Here is a 17,283-nt window from a genome sequence, read left to right as displayed (position 1 = left end):
GGTTCAGCCGATCTGCGCGTTCTTGTTCACGGTGACCTGGTCGATGTCCGAGGTGCGCACGGTCACCGCGATCTTCCAGTCGCCCGCCATGGGGATCTGTACATCACTTGCCGACCAGTGTCCCGTGGCGATCCGGTCGGGCGTCACGGGCAGCGGGCCGACGTCCTTCGCCTTGAGGGTGAGGGCGAGCTTCACCTCGGGCACGTCGAAGGCCCTGCCGTTCGGCCGGACCACGAAGACGTGCATCTCGTTGCCGCCGACCCGCGCCGGGTCGAAGGTGACCTCGGCCGTGCCCTTGCCGTCCTGGCCGCCCGTGTCGAAGGGGATCTTCAGCGACAGAGCTCCGGACCGCTGCGCGGCGGCGCCCGTGGCCTGCTGGACCGCCTCTTCGGTGCGTCCCGGCTCGGTGGTCGTCAGCGCGGTCGTGACCGCCAGCAGGACGACCGCGACGGCCGCCTCGGCGAGCACCGAGCGGCGCAGGCCCGTGCGGTTCGGGTCGGCGTCGCGGACGCGCTGGGCGCGCGCGGTGTCCACGGCGGCCTGCTGCCGGGCCAGTTGGGCGGCCCGCCGGGAGTCGGCGGGGACGGTGGCGGGCGTCCTGCGCGCCGACCGCTGCTCCACCAGGGCGGCCTTGGCGGCCCGGGGGACTCCCTCCGCGAGCCCGCCCGTCCAGCGCCGGGAGATCGAGGCGACGCCCACGAGCACGGCCACCAGGCCGATCTTGACGAGCAGCAGCTGCCCGTACGTCGTGTCGGTGAACGCCGACCAGGAGCCGACCTGCCGCCACGACTGGTAGATGCCGGTCGCCACCAGGACGAGGACGCTCCCGAACGCGAGGCGGGAGAAGCGGTGTACGGCCGCGGCCTCGATCTGCTCCTGCGCCGGCGTCCGGAACAGGGCCACCAGCAGCGTCGTCAGACCTCCGAGCCAGACGGCGACGGCCAGCAGGTGCAGCACGTCGACGGGCATGGCGATGCCCGCCTGGATACCGGTGGACGCGTGCTCGGCCATGGCCCAGCTCGCGGCGAGTCCCGCCGCCACGACCACACCGCCGATGGCGAGTCCGAAGGTGAGGTCCTTCTTCTCGGCGGCCAGGTCGGCCGCCTCGGTGGCGGGGTCGGGGGTGTGGTCCGTCTCCGCCCCCTCGGCGGTCTCCGGGGCGGCCGCCTTCGTGACCGCCGCCTTCCCGCCGCTCGCCCCGGCGCCGACGGTCTTCGCCCCGGTCGCCTTCGCGGCGGCGCCCTTGGCACGGCCGCCCTTGGTGCCGTTCGCCTTCTTGGTGGCGACGGCCAGCGCATCGGCCGCCGCGCGCGCGTCCTCGTCCCGCTTGGCGTACGCGCCGAACAGCACGGCGATGAACAGCGCCGCCGCGGCGAGCAGCAGCAGCCGTGACACCAGCGCCGCGCCCGCCTTCGTCTGCAGCACCTGTCCGAGCAGGTTCAGGTCGAAGACGTCGCCGACCTTGCCCGAGCCGACGTACGAACCGCGCAGGAGCAGCAGGGCGAGCGTGGAGACCGTCAGCGTGAGCCAGCCGGCGACCACGAGTCGCTGTACCGGCCGGATCCCGGAGCCGCGCTGCCAGCAGCCCAGCACGAACGCGGCGCCGCCGACGAGCAGGATGAACCCGGCGTACGAGAAGTAGCGGCCGGCACCGTAGAGGAAGCCCACCACTCCGCCGCCGACCGCCTGGCCGGACGCGGCGACGGAGGTCTGCGAGGGCGCGCCGATGGAGAAGGTGAAGGCGCCCGAGACGGGGTGACTGTCCGCCGACACCACCTGGTACGTCACGGTGAACGTCCCGTCGGGCAGGCCCGCGTGCAGCTTCACGCCGTACGTGCTGCCGCCCAGGTCGCTCGGACCGCCGGTGTCGACCCGCTTGCCCTTCGGGTCGAGGACCCGCAGCGAGCTGTCGTTCATCGAGACCTGCTCGGAGAAGGTGAGCGAGATCTGCGCGGGTGCCTTGGCGACCACCGACCCCTGCTTCGGATCGCTCCCGGTCAGCGCGGCGTGCGCGGAGGCGGGCGCGGCGCCCGCCAGGAGTGCGCCGGCGACGGCGAGGAACAGCAGCAGGAGGGTCCGGAAGCGGGGGGCGATGGTCGGTGTCACGGTGGTGCCTCCCTCAGTGCCCGGAGTCGGGGTTGTAGGTCGCGGACTTCACCGGCATGGAGATCCTCACCGTGCCGGACGTGGCGAAGTGCAGTTCCAGAGCCACCTTCTCGCCCTGTCGGGGCTTGTGGGTGAGCTTTGCGAACATGAGGTGGTTGCCGCCGCTCGCGAAGTCCAGGGTGCCGTGGGCGGGCACGGCGAAGGACTTCTCCTCCTCCATCGCGCCGTCCTTGGTGGAGTGGAGCGTCACGTCGTCCGACAGGTCACTGGTGACGGAGGTCAGCCGGTCGGCGCCACCGGAGTTGGTGACGGTGAAGAACCCCGCCGCCATGGTGGCCATGCTCGGGGCGGGCATGTAGGCACCGGTGATCCTGAGGTCGGGGCGGCCCGGGGAGGACAGCGATCCCGCGGAGTCGCCGTCGCCCGAGCCGCAGCCCGCGAGCGACACCGCCGCGGCTATGACCAGTGCGCCGAGAATGAGGGGCCGCGCCCGACGGCCGGAACGGCGCCTCACGGGGTCTTCCCCTCGACGATCTTGGGAAGGTCCTTGGTGTAGTCGTCGACCGTGGCGTCCTCGCCGTACAGCACATAGCCCCCGTCGGTCTTCGGCGAGAACGCGATGACCTGGGTGCCGTGCACGGAGACGAGCTTGCCGTTCTTGTCCTTCGAAGTCGCCTCGATGGAGATGCCCAAGGAGCGGGCACCGGCCTGGATGGTGGAGAAGTCGCCGGTCAGGCCGATGAAGTCGGAGTCGATTCCCTTGAGCCACGTGCGGAGCGCGGCCGGGGTGTCGCGGTCGGGGTCGGTGGTGACGAACACGACGCGCAACTTGTCCTGCTCGGCCTTGGGCAGCTGCTTCTTGGCGACGGCCAGGTTGTTCATCGTCAGCGGGCAGACGTCGGGGCAGTGCGTGTAGCCGAAGTAGACCAGCGTGGGCCGGCCCTTGGTCTGCGCGCGCAGGTCGAACTTCTTGCCGTTCGTGTCGGTGAGCACGAGGTCCGGCTTCTCGAACGGCGTGTCGAGGACCGTCGCGGCCTTGTCGGAGCCGGCGGCGACGGACACGTCGGCGACGGGCTTGTTGCTGTCGTCGCCGCTGCCGCAGGCGGAGAGGGTCAGAGCGGCGGCCGCGAACAGGGCGGCCACCACGTACGTCTTCTTGCGCATAGAAAAATGTCCCAGATGTGAGTGCCCGGGTGCGCACCGGGGGTCGTCCGCGGCCGAAGGGCCGGGTCCGGCAGGGCGGGAGGGCCGTGCCGGGCCCGGCCGAAGCCGGGCCGGACCGGTCCGGAGAGCCGCGTTCCCGCGGCCCTCCGGTGCGCACCGAGGCGGGTGTGTCCCCGTGCCTCAGACGCCGTGGGGTATCTCAGGTGTTCGTACGCCGACGGCTGGCGAACACGCCGTACGCCACGCCCAGCGCACCGACGGCGATGCCCACGACGCCGAGAACGCGCGCGGTCGTGTCGCTGCTGTCCGAGGAGGCGGGCGCCTGGTCGGTGTCCTTGGCGACGCCCTCGGACTTCTCCGTGTCGGAGGCGTCCTCGGCGCCGCCGGAGCCGTGATGGTCCTCGGTCGCGGCCGACAGGGCGAGCACCGGCGCCGGGTTCTCGGGCTCCTCGGCACCCTCCTTCTGCGGCTCGATCCAGCGCACGACTTCCTTGTTGTCGTACGTCTGGATCGCCTTGAAGACGAGCTGGTCGGTGTCCTCGGGCAGCGCGCCGACGGAGAGCGGGAACTTCTGGAAGAAGCCCGGCTGGATGCCCTTGCCGTCGGCGGTCCAGGTGACCTTGGTGACGGCTTCGTCGATCTTCTCGCCGTGCAGGGTCACCGGCTTGTCCAGCTTGGACTTGGTGACCTCGACGTTCCACCCCTGCACCGGCTGCGGCATGACCGAGGCGAGCGGGTGGTCCGCCGGGAGGTTCACCTCGAGCTTGGTGGTCGATGCGTCGTCGCGCTCGTTCGGAACCTTGAAGTTCACGACGGCGTAGCCGCCCTTGGCCGCTGCTCCGTCGGGCGAGACGCTGACGTGAGCGAACGCGGGCGCGGCGGACAGGGCGAGAACGGCCGAGGCGGCGACGGTGCCGACGGCGGCGATACGGGAAGCCTTCATGGAAGGGAACACTCCACTCTCAGTTCGATGGCGAAGAGGACGCGCGGACGCCTCGGTGTTCCGGAGCGGGGTGAGCCCGCGCCCGGGAGGACCTGGCGGGTACGCGCGCGTGCGGCACGACCGCGTCCCCTCCGGAAGACCCCGGGAGGCCCGTGACGCCCCGGGGGGATCGGGGACTTCGGGGCTTCCGGCTCGGTGAGGTGGCGCGTCGTGTCAGGCGGCGAGGGAGAGAGTGGAGACGGGCGGTCCGCGTCGGACCACCGTGTGCTGGAGCGCGGTCGTCCGCGGAGCGAGGAGAGTGCGGGGCGCGGTACGGCGCGGGCGTGCGATCTCCGGCGCCCCCTGAAGGCCCGTGCGCAGAGCGCGTACGAGCGTCAGGGCGGCGCGCAACGACCGTACGAGCGCCCCTTCGGCGACGCCCTGTGCCGACAGCCGCATGAGGCGGAGCAGCGCCAGATCGCCGCGGCGCAGCACCCATCCGGCGGCGACGGCCGCGAGGACGTGGCCGAGCAGCATCGGCAGGGAGGGCAGCATCGGCACCACGGCGCCTCCGGCGGCCGGCACCGCGTCGGTGGCGTGTCCCATGGACGACGTCATGCCGCCCGTGCCCGTGTCGAGCCTCGCGTCGGCGAGGATCTTCTGGGCGTGTGCGGGACTGATCGCCGCAGCGGTCGTACCGCACACCAGCCGGGCGGCCCGGGCCACGAGAGTGGCGTCGGACATCGGCATGCCCGAGGACATCGAGCCCATCGAGCCGGCGGCCGTGGTGCCCGCCTGCTCGCTGAGCCCGAAGAGCGTGTGCAACGCGGTCTGGCCGACCGCGAGGACGGCCACGATGCCGGGCAGCGCGCGCTCCCGTCCCGCCAGCGTGGCGGCGACCGTGAACATCGCGAGGAAGCCGACGCCCAGGGTCCAGAACGGGACCACGGCACAGGAGGCGATTCCATGACCGGCCGCGGCCAGCGCGACACAGACCGCGGCGAACACCGCGGCCCTGAGCATCCGGAGGTCGGCTCCGGAGGGCGCCGAACGCTGGTGGGGGGCAGTCATGGCGGGCTCATCATCGCACTGGGCCCACCCGTCACCCACGGCAGGTCCACAAGGTGAGGTTCGACCGGTCTGTCCGCAACGCCTCCTACGACCGGAACGTCGACCTCCGTGCGTCAACTCGCAACCGCATACACCGACCTCAGGCGCCCGCGCATCCGCCGTATGGGCGCCGTCCTTGAACGTATGCGATTGCGCACGCGTGCTTGCGGCAATACGTATCGGTATGTCGAGCCGCGGCCGGGAGGCTGGAGCATGAGCATCTGGTGGTCACTCCATCTGCGGCGCGAGGCTGCGAGCGTCCCGCTCGCCCGACGTCTGCTGCTCGGCACGATGGAGAGTGCCGGTGTCGACCCCGACGTCTCCTACGACCTCTCCGTCGCCCTCACCGAGGCCTGCGCCAACGCCGTCGAACACGGCGGGGACACCGCGTGGGGCGACGCCGACGAGGAGTACCGGGTGACGGCCTACCTCGACGGCGACCAGTGCCGCATCGAAGTCATCGACTCCGGCCCCGGCTTCCCCACCGGGAACGCCCGCCCTGCACTGCGCCCCGCCGACCAGGACGCCGAACACGGGCGAGGTCTCTGCCTGATCCAGCAACTGGCCGACCACGTCCACATCGGCAACAATCCGGGCCCGGGCGGCGCGGTGGTCAGCTTCGACAAGGTCCTCAAGTGGAGGGCGTCCCCCTCCCTGCTGCCCGCCTAGCACCGCGAACCGTCGCTCAGCACTCCGCGCCCTGCGCCGCGGCGACACCGGCCGACGCGAGCCGGACCCGGGTCCCGCCCGTCCCGCGGCCCGCTCCGCCCTCCCGGCGGTCCTGCGCACCCTCTCGGCGAGTGCCCTCGGACCTCTCCCGGTCCGTCCCCTCCTGCTGACCGGCCCCGCCCGGCTGCTCCGGGCTGCGTGAGGCCGCCCACCGTGTCGCCGGGCCCATCGCGTACGAGGCACCGAGCATGAGGCCACCGAGCAGCAGCCAGCCCGGCGTCCCCCAACCGACCAGCAGGGCCGTCAGGACGAGCGGGCCCATGGTCCGCGCAACTGTGACGCCCGTGCCGAAGAAGCCCTGGTACTCGCCCATGCGGTCGGCGGGGGCGAGATCGAACGCGAGCTGCCAGGAGCCCGCCGAGTGCTGCATCTCGGCGACGACCTGAAGCACCGCACCCGCAACGAGGACGGCCGCCGCGATCCAGGGGGAGACGCCGGACGACAGGGCGAACACCATGCAGGACGCCAGCATCACGAGCCCGGAGCGGCGTATCGAGCGGGTCGCCGTGACAAGCCCCGTGACACCGCGGGCCATCCGCACCTGGAACACCATCACCGCACCGGTGTTGAGCACGAACAGCGCGGAGACCAGCCAGACGGGTGCCTCGGTGCGCTCGGTGATCCACAGCGGAATGCCGAGACTGAGGAGCGGCATCCGCAGCAACAGAACGGTGTTGAGGAACGTGACCAGCACGTAGGGGCGGTCGCTCAGCACACCGGCCGCCGCACCCCGCTCACTCCCCCGACCGCTGTGACCGTCCCGACCGTCCCGAGGACTCGTGCCGACGCGACCGACGCGACCGACGCGACCGACGCGACCGACCCGGCCGACCCGGCCGGCCGGCCGGTCCACCCACGCGGGCTCGACCGACGGCAGCCGCCAGAGCAGGCCGGCGCACACCAGGAAACTCACCGCGTCCAGCGCGAACACCCCGAGGTACGCGGACCGGGTGCCGGCGTGCAGGGCGAGACCGCCGAGTCCCGCGCCCACCGCCAGCCCGGCGTTGAGCGTCGACTGGAGGTGTGCGAGAAGCCCGGTGCGCGCCCCGGCCGGTATCAGCGAGGCGAGCAGCGCCTGCCGGGCCGCCCCGAGCCCCGACTGCGCGGAGGCATAGACGCAGGCCGCGAGGACGAAGGGGAGGAATCCGCGGACGAGCAGGAAGGACGCGACCGCCGTGGCGGTGGCCAGCGCCAGCAGGACCGCGATGCCGCGCGGCCCGCGCCGGTCGGCGAGCCGGCCCAGCGGCACACCCACCAGCGAGCCGATCGCCCACGCCACGGTCAGCCCGAGTCCCACCCGCTCGGCGGACAGCCCGACGACGTGCGTGAAGTACAGCGCGGACGTCACGTAATAGGCGCCGTCACCCACGGAGTTGCTCAGCTGGGCGAGAGCGAGCACCCGCTGCGGTCCGGCGGGCGGCAACACCCGGCCCGCCCCGTTCCCTTTCACGGCCGAGCGCTCTGCGGATCGTGCGTCGCGAGTCGTCATGTCTTCGACGCTACGGACCAGATGGACCGCTCGGCAGGCCCATTCCTCATGTCTTTTCATGACCCAATTCACGGCCGGCCATGACATTCGTCAGACCCTGCGGTCAGCCGTCGAGCGCCCGGATCAAGCTGCTCCGGGTCAACGCGCCCTAAATCAGAACGCCCCTGCTCTCGCCGCTCCGCTCGGGCGGCCCGCCCGCCCCGCTCCCTCCAGCACCCGCCCGAGTGCCTCCAATGCCTCGGGATACATCCGCTCCCGCGGCGTCCCGTACCCGACGACCAGGCCCTGCGGGCGCCCGCTCCCCGGTGCGTGCCAGTGGTCGCCGAGCCGTCCCACCGCCAGCCCCTCCTCCTCCGCACGCGCCAGCACCTCCGCCTCGTCCGTCACTTCGACCAACGCGTGGAGTCCCGCGGCGATCCCCCGTACGCTCCTGCGCGCCCCCACCCGGTCCAGGAGCTGGTCCCGGCGGCGGCGGTAGCGGAGTCTGCACGCGCGCACGTGACGGTCGTACGCGTGGCTCACGATCATCTCGGCGAGCGCCAACTGGCCGATGGACTCGGTGTGGTGGTCGCTGTGCAGTTTGATGTCGGCGACCGGGTCGACCAGTTGGGGCGGCAGCACCATCCAGCCGAGGCGCAGTGCGGGGCCGAGCGTCTTGGAGGCGGTTCCGAGGTAGACGGCGTGGCCCGGCGCCATGCCCTGGAGCGCGCCGACCGGCTGCCGGTCGTAGCGGAACTCGCCGTCGTAGTCGTCCTCGATGATCAGCGCGTCCCGCGCGCGTGCCCAGTCGGTGAGCGCGCGCCGCCGCTCCGGGTGGAGCGTGACGCCGGTCGGGTACTGGTGGGCGGGCGTGAGGACGACCGCGTCCGCGCCGAGGGTCTCCAACCGGTCGGCGCGGGCGCCGTGTTCGTCGACGGGAAGCGGCACCACGGTGCCGCCGGCCTTGCGCACCACATCCCGGTGGAACGGCAGCCCCGGGTCCTCCATGGCCACCGTCCCGCCGTCCAGCACGCGCGTGAGGAGGGCGAGGCCCTGGACGTAGCCGGAGGTGATGACGATCCGCTCGGGCGGCGCGACCACCCCGCGGGCCCGCCCCAGGTAGCCCGACAGGGCGGTCCGCAGTTCGATGCGGCCCCGAGGGTCCCCGTAGTCGTACGCCAGGGAGGGCGCCGTGGCGATCGCGCGGCGCAGGGCCCGCAGCCAGGCCGCCGCCGGGAACGTGCCGACGTCCGGACTGCCGGGGCGCAGATCGAAACGGGGGGCACGCGCGTGTGGCGCCCGTTCGTCCGCCGGAGTGCCACCGGCCGGAAGGGACGCCACCTCGGTGCCCGAACCCTGCCGGGCCGTCAGATAGCCCTCGGCGATGAGCTGGTCGTACGCCGCCTTCGCCGTGCCCCGGGAGAGGCCGAGTTCGATGGCGAGGCGGCGCGTGGCGGGCAGCCGGGTACCGGGGGTGAGCCGTCCGGCGCGGACGGCGTCCCGCAGTGCCCGTTCCAGCCCGGCCCTGCGCCCGGCCGCCGCGTCCGGCTCCAGATGCAGATCCACCCCGACGCCGGACCAGAAGTCGTCGTCCACGAAAAGCCGCCCCCCTAGGCACACCGAAAACCCGCGTGCGCACCGATCCGCCCGCGGGCCACCGCAGTCCGGAGGCCGCCGTCACCCGGACACACCGCTGGCCGGGCACCCTGGAGGGCACCCGGCCAGCAGTCTCGTATCAGCCCTCGTGGGGCACTATGTCAGCCCTTGAGGGACGCCATCCAGGCCTCGACCTCGTCCGACCGGCGCGGCAGGCCGTCCGACAGGTTCCGGTTGCCGTCCTCGGTGACGAGGATGTCGTCCTCGATGCGGACGCCGATGCCGCGGTACTCCTCGGGCACGGTCAGGTCGTCCGCCTGGAAGTACAGGCCCGGCTCGACGGTCAGGCACATGCCCGGCTCCAGCGTGCCCTCGACGTACGTCTCGGTGCGGGCGGCGGCGCAGTCGTGGACGTCCATGCCGAGCATGTGGCCGGTGCCGTGCAGGGTCCAGCGGCGCTGCAGACCGAGCTCCAGGACGCGCTCGACCGGGCCCTCGACGAGGCCCCACTCGACGAGCTTCTCGGTCAGCACGTGCTGCGCGGCGTCGTGGAAGTCGCGGTACTTGGCACCCGGCTGGACGGCCGCGATACCGGCCTCCTGAGCCTCGTAAACGGCGTCGTAGATCTTCTTCTGGATCTCCGTGTACGTGCCGTTGACGGGCAGCGTGCGCGTGACGTCGGCGGTGTAGAGCGTGTGGGTCTCCACGCCGGCGTCGAGCAGCAGCAGGTCGCCGGAGCGGACCGGGCCGTCGTTGCGTACCCAGTGCAGGGTGCAGGCGTGCGGGCCGGCGGCGCAGATCGAGCCGTAGCCGATGTCGTTGCCCTCGACCCGCGCGCGCAGGAAGAAGGTGCCCTCGATGTAGCGCTCGCTGGTGGCCTCGGCCTTGTCGAGGACCTTCACGACGTCCTCGAAACCGCGGACGGTGGAGTCGACGGCCTTCTGCAGCTCGCCGGCCTCGAACGCGTCCTTGACCAGGCGGGCCTCGGAGAGGAACACCCGCAGCTCGTTGTCGCGCTCGCCGGTGACCTTGTCGGTCAGGGCGGCCTCGATGGCGGCGTCGTAGCCGCGCACGACGCGGACGGGGCCGGTGGCCTCCGACAGCGCGGCGGGCAGCTCCCGGACGTCCGAGGCGGGGATGCCGTACAGCTGCTCGGCCTCGGAGAGGGAGTGGCGGCGGCCGACCCACAGCTCGCCCTGGCCGGAGAGCCAGAACTCGCCGTTCTCCCGGTCGGAGCGCGGCAGCAGGTAGATCGTCGCCTTGTGGCCCTCGGTGGCCGGCTCCAGCACGAGGACGCCGTCCTCGGTGAGGTTGCCGGTGAGGTACGCGTACTCGACGGAGGCACGGAAGGCGTACTCCGTGTCGTTCGAGCGGGTCTTCAGGTTGCCCGCCGGGATCACCAGGCGCTCGCCCGGGAAGCGCGCGGAGAGTGCCGCGCGGCGGGCGGCGGTGTACTCGGCCTGCGCGATCGGCGTGAGGCCGCGCAGCTCGGTGTCGGCCCAGCCGGACTTCATGCTGTCGGCGAGCTCGTCGGACACGCCCGGGTACAGGCCGTTCTTCCGCTGCTTGATGGGCTCTTCCTCGCCCGCTTCGTCAGCGGTTTCGTCAAGCACGGCTTCCGGGGTCTCCGGTGTGAGCGCCTCCGACACGGTCTGCCTCCTAGTTACGACTCTGGACCTCCTCCATCGTACGGTCGCGCTGAAGGGGGCCCAGGGCCGGAAGGCCTGTTACACGAGGTGTCCGCGCGCTCACTCGAAGCGGGCCGCCAGGAGGACGACGTCCTCGTCGCTGTCCGCCTCGTCGAGACCGTCCGGCAGGACCGTGCGCAGGACGTGGTCGGCGATCGCCCCGGGGTCGTCCCGCACGGCCTTCGGGACGCCGGCCGCCGCCGCGTGCAGCCGCGCGAAGGCGCGGTCCATCGGGTCGCCCGTGCGGTGCAGCAGCCCGTCGGTGTAGATGAGCACGGTCTCGCCGCGTTCGGCGGTCATCTCGACACTGGGGGCCTCCCAGCAGGCGAGCATCCCGAGCGGCGCCGACAGGGAGGTCTCGACGAACTCGGTCCGTCGCGGGCCGATGACCAGGGGCGGGCTGTGGCCGGCCCCGGCGAGCGTGAGCTTGCGCAGGGCGGGCTCGCAGTAGGCGAACAGGGCGGTCGCCGAGCGGGCCGGCTCGGTGAGCCGGAGCAGCAGTTCGAGGTCGGAGAGCACCGCGACCGGATCCTCGCCCTCCATCACCGCGTACGCCCGCAGGGAGGCACGCAGCCGGCCCATGGCGGCGACCGCGCTGGGTCCCGAGCCGGTGACCGAGCCGACGGCGAGGCCGAGCGCGGCGTCGGGCAGCGGCAGGGCGTCGTACCAGTCACCGCCGCCCCGCGGTCCGGTGCGGTGCCGGGCGGCGAGCTGGACGCCGGAGACCCGCGGCAGTCGCGAGGGAAGCAGCTCCGCGGAGATCGTCGTCATGCACGCGCGCGTGCGCTCCAGCTCCAGGAGCCGCGCCAGGTGCTCGGTGGCGTACCGGGCGTACAGGCCGATGAGGTGGCGCTGCCGCTCGACCGGTTCGGCGGGTTCGTCGTAGAGCCAGACGGCGGCGCCCAGGCGGCCCGCGGCCTCGGTGGACAGGGGCAGCGCGTAGCTCGCGGCGTAGCCGAGGCGGGCGGCCACCTCGCGGTGGCGGGGGTCGAGCCCGTCCTCCGAGAGGAGGTCCGGCTGGGCGATCTCGCCCTCCCCGCCCGGCAGGCCGTCCAGGATCTGCCCGTACGACATGGAGCTGCGCGGGACGGTCTCGATGTGGCCGAGGTCCGCGCGGGCGAGGCCGAGGCCGATCGTGGTGTCGGGGCCGAGTCCGTCGCCCGGCTCCATGACGACGAGACCGCGCCGGGCACCCACGAGGGCGGCTCCCGCGCGCAGCAGTTCCTGGAGCGCCTGGTCCAGGGTCGAGGTGCGCGCCAGACGCTCGGTGAGTTCGTGGAGGGTGGTGAGATCCGAGACCCAGCCCGCGAGTCGATCTTGGAGAACCGCTCCGGGGCCGGTGGGCGGCGCGACCGAGGCGGCACCCGGGGGAGCAGGCGCGGGCGCGACAGTGTGTGCGGGCGAGGGAACCGTTGAATCGATTCCAGCCACTTTCGGAAGGTGAGGGGCGTTCATGACGTCCGGCTTTCCGGCCGGTGCGTATTGCTCGGTAGCATCGCAAACCCCCATGTAGTTCTGCGCCGCTAGCAGTGTCTCCACATGTACACGCACTCGTGAGGGGATGTCCAGCATTGTCCTGCTGGGATTCCTGGTGTCCATGAGACCGGCGGTAACCCTTGCGGGAAAACTAAGTTGGCCTAAAACTGACTCGGGTAACGGCTTATTGAGGTCGACTGGCCTCGTTCGACGGAGCGTCACAGCGGTCGTGATGGGTACGTACTCGGTGAAGGCCAGGGGCGGTTGAGATCCGCCCGGAACCTGGCGACGGACCCGGGCGTCTTAACCACCGACGACCGTGCCCCATCCTCCCGTGGCGGAGGCGGCAAGAAATACCGCGGGACGTAAAACGCCAGGCGCCGCCACCCCACGCCATGCCCATGCTTTGGATGTACGCAGTGTGGGCGCGGACGCAGCCACATGCTCGGCCCAGAGGGGTTCCCCTTGTCTCCAGCAGGGGTGTGATGCGCCAGCAGGTACGCACAGTGAAGAGATCGACACATGGTGTGATGTGATCCTCGGTGTTGCCAGGCGTGCAACGGAAAGGAACGAGCGCTCATGCGCGAGATCCTCGGAAGGCGACGCAGGCTCCTGTCCAGGCGAAACAACGGGAGGCCTGAGATGCTCAGCGCGGCCCTGACCTTCGCGACCGCATGGCAGTGGCCCGTCCTCCCGGGTGTGGCGGCCGACCCCCAGGGGCGCGCCCGCTGCGGATGCCCAGACCCGGAGTGCACGGTGCCCGGTGCCCATCCCTTCGACCCCGGCCTCCTCGCGGCCACCACGGACGAGCGCATGGTGCGCTGGTGGTGGAGCAACCGGCCCTCGGCGCCCATCGTGATGGCCACCGGGGGAAGCGCCCCGTGCGCGGTGAGCCTGCCGGCTGTCGCCGCGGCCCGCGCTCTCGACGGCCTCGACCGCGCGGGCATGCGTCTCGGCCCGGTCGTCGCGGCTCCCACCCGCTGGGCGATCCTCGTCGCCCCGTACTCGATGGAGCAGCTCGGCGAGCTGCTCTACGCCAAGGACTTCGTCCCCGGCTCCCTGCGCTTCCACGGCGACGGCGGCTACATCGCGCTGCCGCCGTCCGAGACCGGCCAGGGTCAGATCCGCTGGGAGCGCGCTCCGCTGCCCGGCTCGGCCGCGCCCTGGGTACCAGGTGTGGAGGCCGTGGTGGACGCTGTCGTCGAAGCACTCACTCGTACGGGTGTGAGCGCACCCGAGTTGTAAGGGCGTCCGGCGCGCGGTGAGCCGCGCGCCCGCCCGCGCTCGTTATCGTCCGACCTATGCAGCGCAATTCTGGGGGGCACGGGGCCTCGACGCCGCCGCGCGGCGGGCCTGACCCCCGAAGGGTTCGTCTCATGGCGCTGGTCGGCGTCGTGGCGTTCGTCCTCGCTCTTCCACTGGCCGTGGCGTCCGCCGGCTCCGTCGGCGACAACGATCCGGCTGCCGTGCGCGGGACGGCTCGCACCGACGACCGGCCGCGCTCTCCCGAACCCTCCCGGTCTCCCCTGCTGCTCGGCCTCGGACTGGCCACCGCCGCCCGGTGCGGTCCCGAACTCTCCTCGCCCGACGGCGTCGAGGCGCAGACCTGTGTCCTGACGCAGGGCGAGGAGACCTGGGCGCGCACCTACTACCGCAACGCGACCGGCGAAGAACTGAGCTCCCTGCTGAGCCTGATGGGCCCCGGAGGGCGCACGGTGCAGATCAACTGCACCGTGGACGCCGAGGACGATCCGGGGGCGTGCGAGACGCCCCGGGAGCGCACCGCGGGGGGCGCGCAGGCGTACACGGCGATCGCCGAGTTCGCGAAGGGATCCGGGCCCGACGGGCCGCTGTTGCTGCGCTCGGGGAGCAACTCGGCCTCGTAGCAAGGCTGTTGACCGCGGATCTGATTGCGGGCATGAAAAGACCCGGTTGCTGGCGACGGGGGATGCACCAGCAACCGGGCTACTCGAACGGTAACAAGAGATCGGCGGTTCGCAAATTCGATCTCGGCTATTCGGACACGGATTTACCTGTCACAACGGGGAGTTGTGACAGGAGTCACCCGCTTCCGAAGTCGCGACCAGCTGACCGGTCGGTCAGTTTCCGAGTCTGTGTGTCAGCTGAGAGTCACCTGTCGGTTGGTGAGGCCGCCCCGCGCGCGACGCTCGTCCGCCGTCAGCGGCTCGTCCGTGGCCAGAGCGGTGGTGAGGCGCTCGGCGAACTCCGCCGCCGGCTTCTCGACGTCGTCCGCCGTGACACCCGTCGGCAGGTCCCAGACCGGCACGGTGAGCCCGTGCGCGCGGAAGGAACCGACCAGCCGGGTGCCCTCCCCGAGGCCCGAACGTCCCGCCGCGTGGAGCCGCGCGAGGGCGTCCAGAAGCTGCTCCTCCTCGTGGGGCATGACCCAGCGCAGGTGGTTCTTGTCGGGAGTCTCGCACCAGTAGGCGGCGTCGACCCCGGAGAGCTTCACGGTCGGGATGGCCGCGGCGTTGGCCCGCTCCAGAGAAGCGGTCACCTCCGCCGTCGAGTTCTCCGCGTCGGGGACCCAGAACTCGAAGCCGGTGTGCACAACTGGCTCGAAGGAGCCTTCCGGGTCGAGCAGGTCCTGCAGGCGCGGACCGTCGGCCGGGGCGCGGCGGCCCTCGACCGGGGTGCCCGGCTGCGCGGTGAGCGCGCGCCGGAGGGTGTCGGCCAGGTCGCGGCTGATGTCGCCGGAGGCCGTGTCGTTCTGCAGGCCGAGCAGCACCGAGCCGTCGTCGCGGCGCAGCGCGGGCCAGGCCATCGGCAGGACGGTGGCGAGCGTGACGGAGGGAACTCCCTCCGGCAGGCTCTCCTTGAGATGCAGTTCGACCGTCGCGGCGGGCACCAGCTCGCGCAGCGCGACCCAGTCCCCCTCGCCCGGCAGGCCCTCGAAGGGGCGGTGCACCAGCTCGGTCACGGCGTGCGCTGCGGCTCGGCCGTGGCAGGCCTTGTAGCGGCGGCCGCTGCCGCAGGGGCAGGGCTCGCGAGCGCCGACAACCGGGATCTCTCCGTCCTGGAGCTGCGGCTGCTTGGCCCTCGTCTGGGGTCGCTTCTTGGCCATCGTGGGTGTCTCCCGATCACGGCTCGTCTCGTACGGGCGCGAGCCTAGCCGTTCGCGCGGAGGCCGACGGGACCCTGTGGACAACGCACCGCGTCGCACCGGCACCGGTGGTTCGGGCGGCGGGTGTCTCAGCCGAGGTCGTCGAAGGCGTCCGCGAAGTCCAGGCCGGATATCCCGGACACGGTCGGTGACGCGACGCGCGTAGCGAAATCGTCGCGTCTGCGGGCCGTTTCCACATCGTCCTGGATGACCACCCACACCGTGACCTCGCCGTGGATGTCGTCCCGGACACCCCAGTCCTTGGCCAGCGCGGTGATGATGTTCAGGCCACGGCCGCCACGAGCGGTGACCGAGGGCGTCGACGGAACAGGGCGGGTCGGACCACCGCCGTCCGTCACTTCGACCGTCAGCCGTCCCGCCGGTTCGACGCGCCAGGTCGCCCGCACGTCGCCGTCGCCGGAGAGCGCCTCGCCCAGGGGTCTGCCATGTCGGCAGGAATTGCTGAGCAGTTCGGAAAGGATCAGTACCGCGTCGGCGATGACCGTTTCCGCCACGCCACCGGAGCGCAGGTGATCCCGCATCCGATGCCTTGCTTCCCCCACGCCCGCAGGGCCATGGGGTACGGCCATGCTCGACGACGTGGGCACCTCCTGTGCCACCACCAACGCCACCCCCGAGACCTCCTTTGCCCCACGCCACGGAGTGGATGCCCCTTTGGACTGGACCGGAAACCGGCCAATCGACGTCTGCTGACGCACTTGTAACGATCGAATACGGAGCGAACGCGCCGGTGCACTCCCCGTGACGGGCGTCCGGTTTTCGATGGTTTTTGAGGGGCGATCGTGGTGCTTCACGTGCGGTGTCGGAGTCCGGGGAGGTCCGGGATCAGCGGCCCAGTTGACGCAGTACCGCGCGCGGGCGGTTGGTGATGATGGCGTCGATGCCCAGCTCAACGCAGAGGTCCACGTCCTCGGGCTCGTTCACGGTCCAGACGTGCACCTGGTGACCGGCCCGCTTGAGGCGCTCGATGTACCCGGGGTGGCTGCGTACGATCCGCATCGAGGGGCCCGCGATCCGGACACCCGCGGGCAGTCGTCCGTCCCGCAGCCGGGGGGAGACGAACTGGAGCAAATACACCGTGGGCAGGGTCGGGGACGCGGCCCGGACACGGTGCAGGGAGCGCGCCGAGAAACTCATCACACGGACCGGGGAGTCGGCGGCGGACACCGGAGAGTCCAGGCCGAAGCGCTTCAGCAGGACCAGCAGCCGTTCCTCGACCTGGCCCGCCCAGCGGGTCGGGTGTTTCGTCTCGATGGCCAACTCGACGCGGCGGCCGGCGTCGGCGACGAGTTCGAGCAGTCTCTCCAGGGTGAGGACGGAGGTGTCCTCGGGGCCTCCGGGGACGTGCTCCCAGTCGGGGGACTCGTCGCGGTTCTTCCAGGAGCCGAAGTCCAGAGCGGCGAGATCGGCGAGCTCCAGGGCTGAGACGGCGCCGCGGCCGTTGGACGTACGGTTGACGCGGCGGTCGTGCACGCAGACGAGGTGGCCGTCGGCGGTCAGGCGCACATCGCACTCAAGGGCGTCCGCGCCGTCCTCGATCGCCTTCTTGTACGCGGCCAGTGTGTGTTCCGGGGCCTCTTCGGAGGCTCCGCGGTGGGCGACCACCTGGATCGGGTGCTGTCGTGCGAGGGTCACCGCGTCATGGTGCCACCGTCGCGGGGTAGGCGTGAGGTGGGAGACATGACCCTTCCTCCTTTTAGTGACAAAGGTCCGTTATAAAGAGTCGCCCCGGACGCACAGGCACCGCTTATGGTGCTCTGACGCCCAGTGGGAAAAGCTGACGGCGTACAAAAGCACATGCACAGCTGAATCGCGCCGGGCCATCAGCAAGCGTGAGTGGGTGTGACCGAGTGCGACCGAGAACAACAGCCGTGGATCG

Annotated in this window: 15 protein-coding genes; 3 read left to right on the top strand and 12 right to left on the bottom strand. The window is 71.7% G+C overall.

From position 1 onward, the window contains the following. Positions 1 to 3: 3 nt before the first annotated feature. The 5 genes from ACIRQH_RS07430 to ACIRQH_RS07410 all read right to left on the bottom strand — a co-directional run bounded on the left by ACIRQH_RS07430 (position 4) and on the right by ACIRQH_RS07410 (position 5,263). Entirely contained in the window at positions 4 to 2,106 is a 2,103-nt protein-coding gene (locus tag ACIRQH_RS07430; RefSeq protein ID WP_404224656.1) for a copper resistance CopC/CopD family protein, read from the bottom strand. A gap of 13 nt (positions 2,107 to 2,119) precedes the next feature. Beyond that, the gene (locus ACIRQH_RS07425) at positions 2,120 to 2,620 is read right to left on the bottom strand and encodes a copper chaperone PCu(A)C (protein WP_404224654.1); all 501 of its coding nucleotides are present in this window, start codon (positions 2,618 to 2,620) and stop codon (positions 2,120 to 2,122) included. Further along, on the bottom strand, positions 2,617 to 3,270 hold the full coding sequence (locus tag ACIRQH_RS07420; protein WP_388868175.1) for an SCO family protein: 654 nt from the start codon (positions 3,268 to 3,270) through the stop codon (positions 2,617 to 2,619). Before ACIRQH_RS07420 ends, ACIRQH_RS07425 begins: the two co-directional genes overlap by 4 nt. 199 nt (positions 3,271 to 3,469) lie before the next feature. Further along, positions 3,470 to 4,213 carry a YcnI family protein gene (locus tag ACIRQH_RS07415; RefSeq protein ID WP_404224652.1) on the bottom strand — a complete coding sequence of 248 codons (744 nt, stop codon included), beginning with the start codon at positions 4,211 to 4,213 and terminating at the stop codon, positions 3,470 to 3,472. Positions 4,214 to 4,426: 213 nt separating this feature from the next. Next, positions 4,427 to 5,263, bottom strand: a complete 837-nt coding sequence (locus ACIRQH_RS07410; protein WP_388868169.1) for a hypothetical protein — start codon at positions 5,261 to 5,263, stop codon at positions 4,427 to 4,429. A 252-nt stretch (positions 5,264 to 5,515) separates the two neighbouring features. On the opposite strand from ACIRQH_RS07410, the gene ACIRQH_RS07405 reads away from it, so the two are divergent. Further along, a complete protein-coding gene (locus ACIRQH_RS07405) occupies positions 5,516 to 5,971 on the top strand; it encodes an ATP-binding protein (protein WP_358818822.1) in 456 nt (151 codons plus the stop codon). 16 nt (positions 5,972 to 5,987) lie between these two features. Here ACIRQH_RS07405 and ACIRQH_RS07400 read toward each other — a convergent pair whose 3' ends face one another. The 4 genes from ACIRQH_RS07400 to ACIRQH_RS07385 all read right to left on the bottom strand — a co-directional run bounded on the left by ACIRQH_RS07400 (position 5,988) and on the right by ACIRQH_RS07385 (position 12,355). Further along, the gene (locus ACIRQH_RS07400) at positions 5,988 to 7,520 is read right to left on the bottom strand and encodes an MFS transporter (RefSeq protein ID WP_404224650.1); all 1,533 of its coding nucleotides are present in this window, start codon (positions 7,518 to 7,520) and stop codon (positions 5,988 to 5,990) included. Between the two features lie 153 nt (positions 7,521 to 7,673). Beyond that, entirely contained in the window at positions 7,674 to 9,095 is a 1,422-nt protein-coding gene (locus ACIRQH_RS07395) for a PLP-dependent aminotransferase family protein (RefSeq protein WP_388930052.1), read from the bottom strand. A gap of 161 nt (positions 9,096 to 9,256) precedes the next feature. Next, complete coding sequence (locus tag ACIRQH_RS07390) at positions 9,257 to 10,744, bottom strand: aminopeptidase P family protein (protein WP_388868161.1); 1,488 nt, start codon at positions 10,742 to 10,744, stop codon at positions 9,257 to 9,259. Positions 10,745 to 10,843: 99 nt separating this feature from the next. Beyond that, entirely contained in the window at positions 10,844 to 12,355 is a 1,512-nt protein-coding gene (locus tag ACIRQH_RS07385; RefSeq protein WP_358818880.1) for a PP2C family protein-serine/threonine phosphatase, read from the bottom strand. A 483-nt stretch (positions 12,356 to 12,838) separates the two neighbouring features. Between ACIRQH_RS07385 and ACIRQH_RS07380 the strand changes: the two genes are divergently transcribed. Next, positions 12,839 to 13,504, top strand: coding sequence for a bifunctional DNA primase/polymerase (locus ACIRQH_RS07380; RefSeq protein WP_358818819.1), 666 nt, complete (start codon positions 12,839 to 12,841; stop codon positions 13,502 to 13,504). Positions 13,505 to 13,635: 131 nt separating this feature from the next. Next, positions 13,636 to 14,145 (top strand): hypothetical protein, encoded by a 510-nt coding sequence (locus ACIRQH_RS07375; protein ID WP_388868158.1) that lies wholly within the window; start codon positions 13,636 to 13,638, stop codon positions 14,143 to 14,145. 233 nt (positions 14,146 to 14,378) lie between these two features. Here ACIRQH_RS07375 and ACIRQH_RS07370 read toward each other — a convergent pair whose 3' ends face one another. The 3 genes from ACIRQH_RS07370 to ACIRQH_RS07360 all read right to left on the bottom strand — a co-directional run bounded on the left by ACIRQH_RS07370 (position 14,379) and on the right by ACIRQH_RS07360 (position 17,039). Further along, complete coding sequence (locus ACIRQH_RS07370) at positions 14,379 to 15,344, bottom strand: DUF5926 family protein (protein ID WP_404224648.1); 966 nt, start codon at positions 15,342 to 15,344, stop codon at positions 14,379 to 14,381. Positions 15,345 to 15,472: 128 nt separating this feature from the next. Then, positions 15,473 to 16,102, bottom strand: a complete 630-nt coding sequence (locus ACIRQH_RS07365; RefSeq protein WP_404224646.1) for an ATP-binding protein — start codon at positions 16,100 to 16,102, stop codon at positions 15,473 to 15,475. Positions 16,103 to 16,229: 127 nt separating this feature from the next. Then, positions 16,230 to 17,039 carry a glycerophosphodiester phosphodiesterase gene (locus ACIRQH_RS07360; protein WP_358818815.1) on the bottom strand — a complete coding sequence of 270 codons (810 nt, stop codon included), beginning with the start codon at positions 17,037 to 17,039 and terminating at the stop codon, positions 16,230 to 16,232. Positions 17,040 to 17,283: the final 244 nt, after the last annotated feature.

The sequence above is a fragment of the Streptomyces sp. NPDC102279 genome (assembly GCF_044766365.1).
Classification (GTDB): domain Bacteria; phylum Actinomycetota; class Actinomycetes; order Streptomycetales; family Streptomycetaceae; genus Streptomyces.
This window is presented reverse-complemented; position numbering and strand designations above follow the sequence as displayed.

Coding starts and splice junctions, on each gene's coding strand:
- ACIRQH_RS07385 (WP_358818880.1), bottom strand. CDS start 12,355: ATGCTGGACATCCCCTCACGAGTGCGTGTACATGTGGAGACACTGCTA.
- ACIRQH_RS07370 (WP_404224648.1), bottom strand. CDS start 15,344: ATGGCCAAGAAGCGACCCCAGACGAGGGCCAAGCAGCCGCAGCTCCAG.
- ACIRQH_RS07380 (WP_358818819.1), top strand. CDS start 12,839: ATGCGCGAGATCCTCGGAAGGCGACGCAGGCTCCTGTCCAGGCGAAAC.
- ACIRQH_RS07415 (WP_404224652.1), bottom strand. CDS start 4,213: ATGAAGGCTTCCCGTATCGCCGCCGTCGGCACCGTCGCCGCCTCGGCC.
- ACIRQH_RS07420 (WP_388868175.1), bottom strand. CDS start 3,270: ATGCGCAAGAAGACGTACGTGGTGGCCGCCCTGTTCGCGGCCGCCGCT.
- ACIRQH_RS07410 (WP_388868169.1), bottom strand. CDS start 5,263: ATGACTGCCCCCCACCAGCGTTCGGCGCCCTCCGGAGCCGACCTCCGG.
- ACIRQH_RS07405 (WP_358818822.1), top strand. CDS start 5,516: ATGAGCATCTGGTGGTCACTCCATCTGCGGCGCGAGGCTGCGAGCGTC.
- ACIRQH_RS07400 (WP_404224650.1), bottom strand. CDS start 7,520: ATGACGACTCGCGACGCACGATCCGCAGAGCGCTCGGCCGTGAAAGGG.
- ACIRQH_RS07375 (WP_388868158.1), top strand. CDS start 13,636: ATGGCGCTGGTCGGCGTCGTGGCGTTCGTCCTCGCTCTTCCACTGGCC.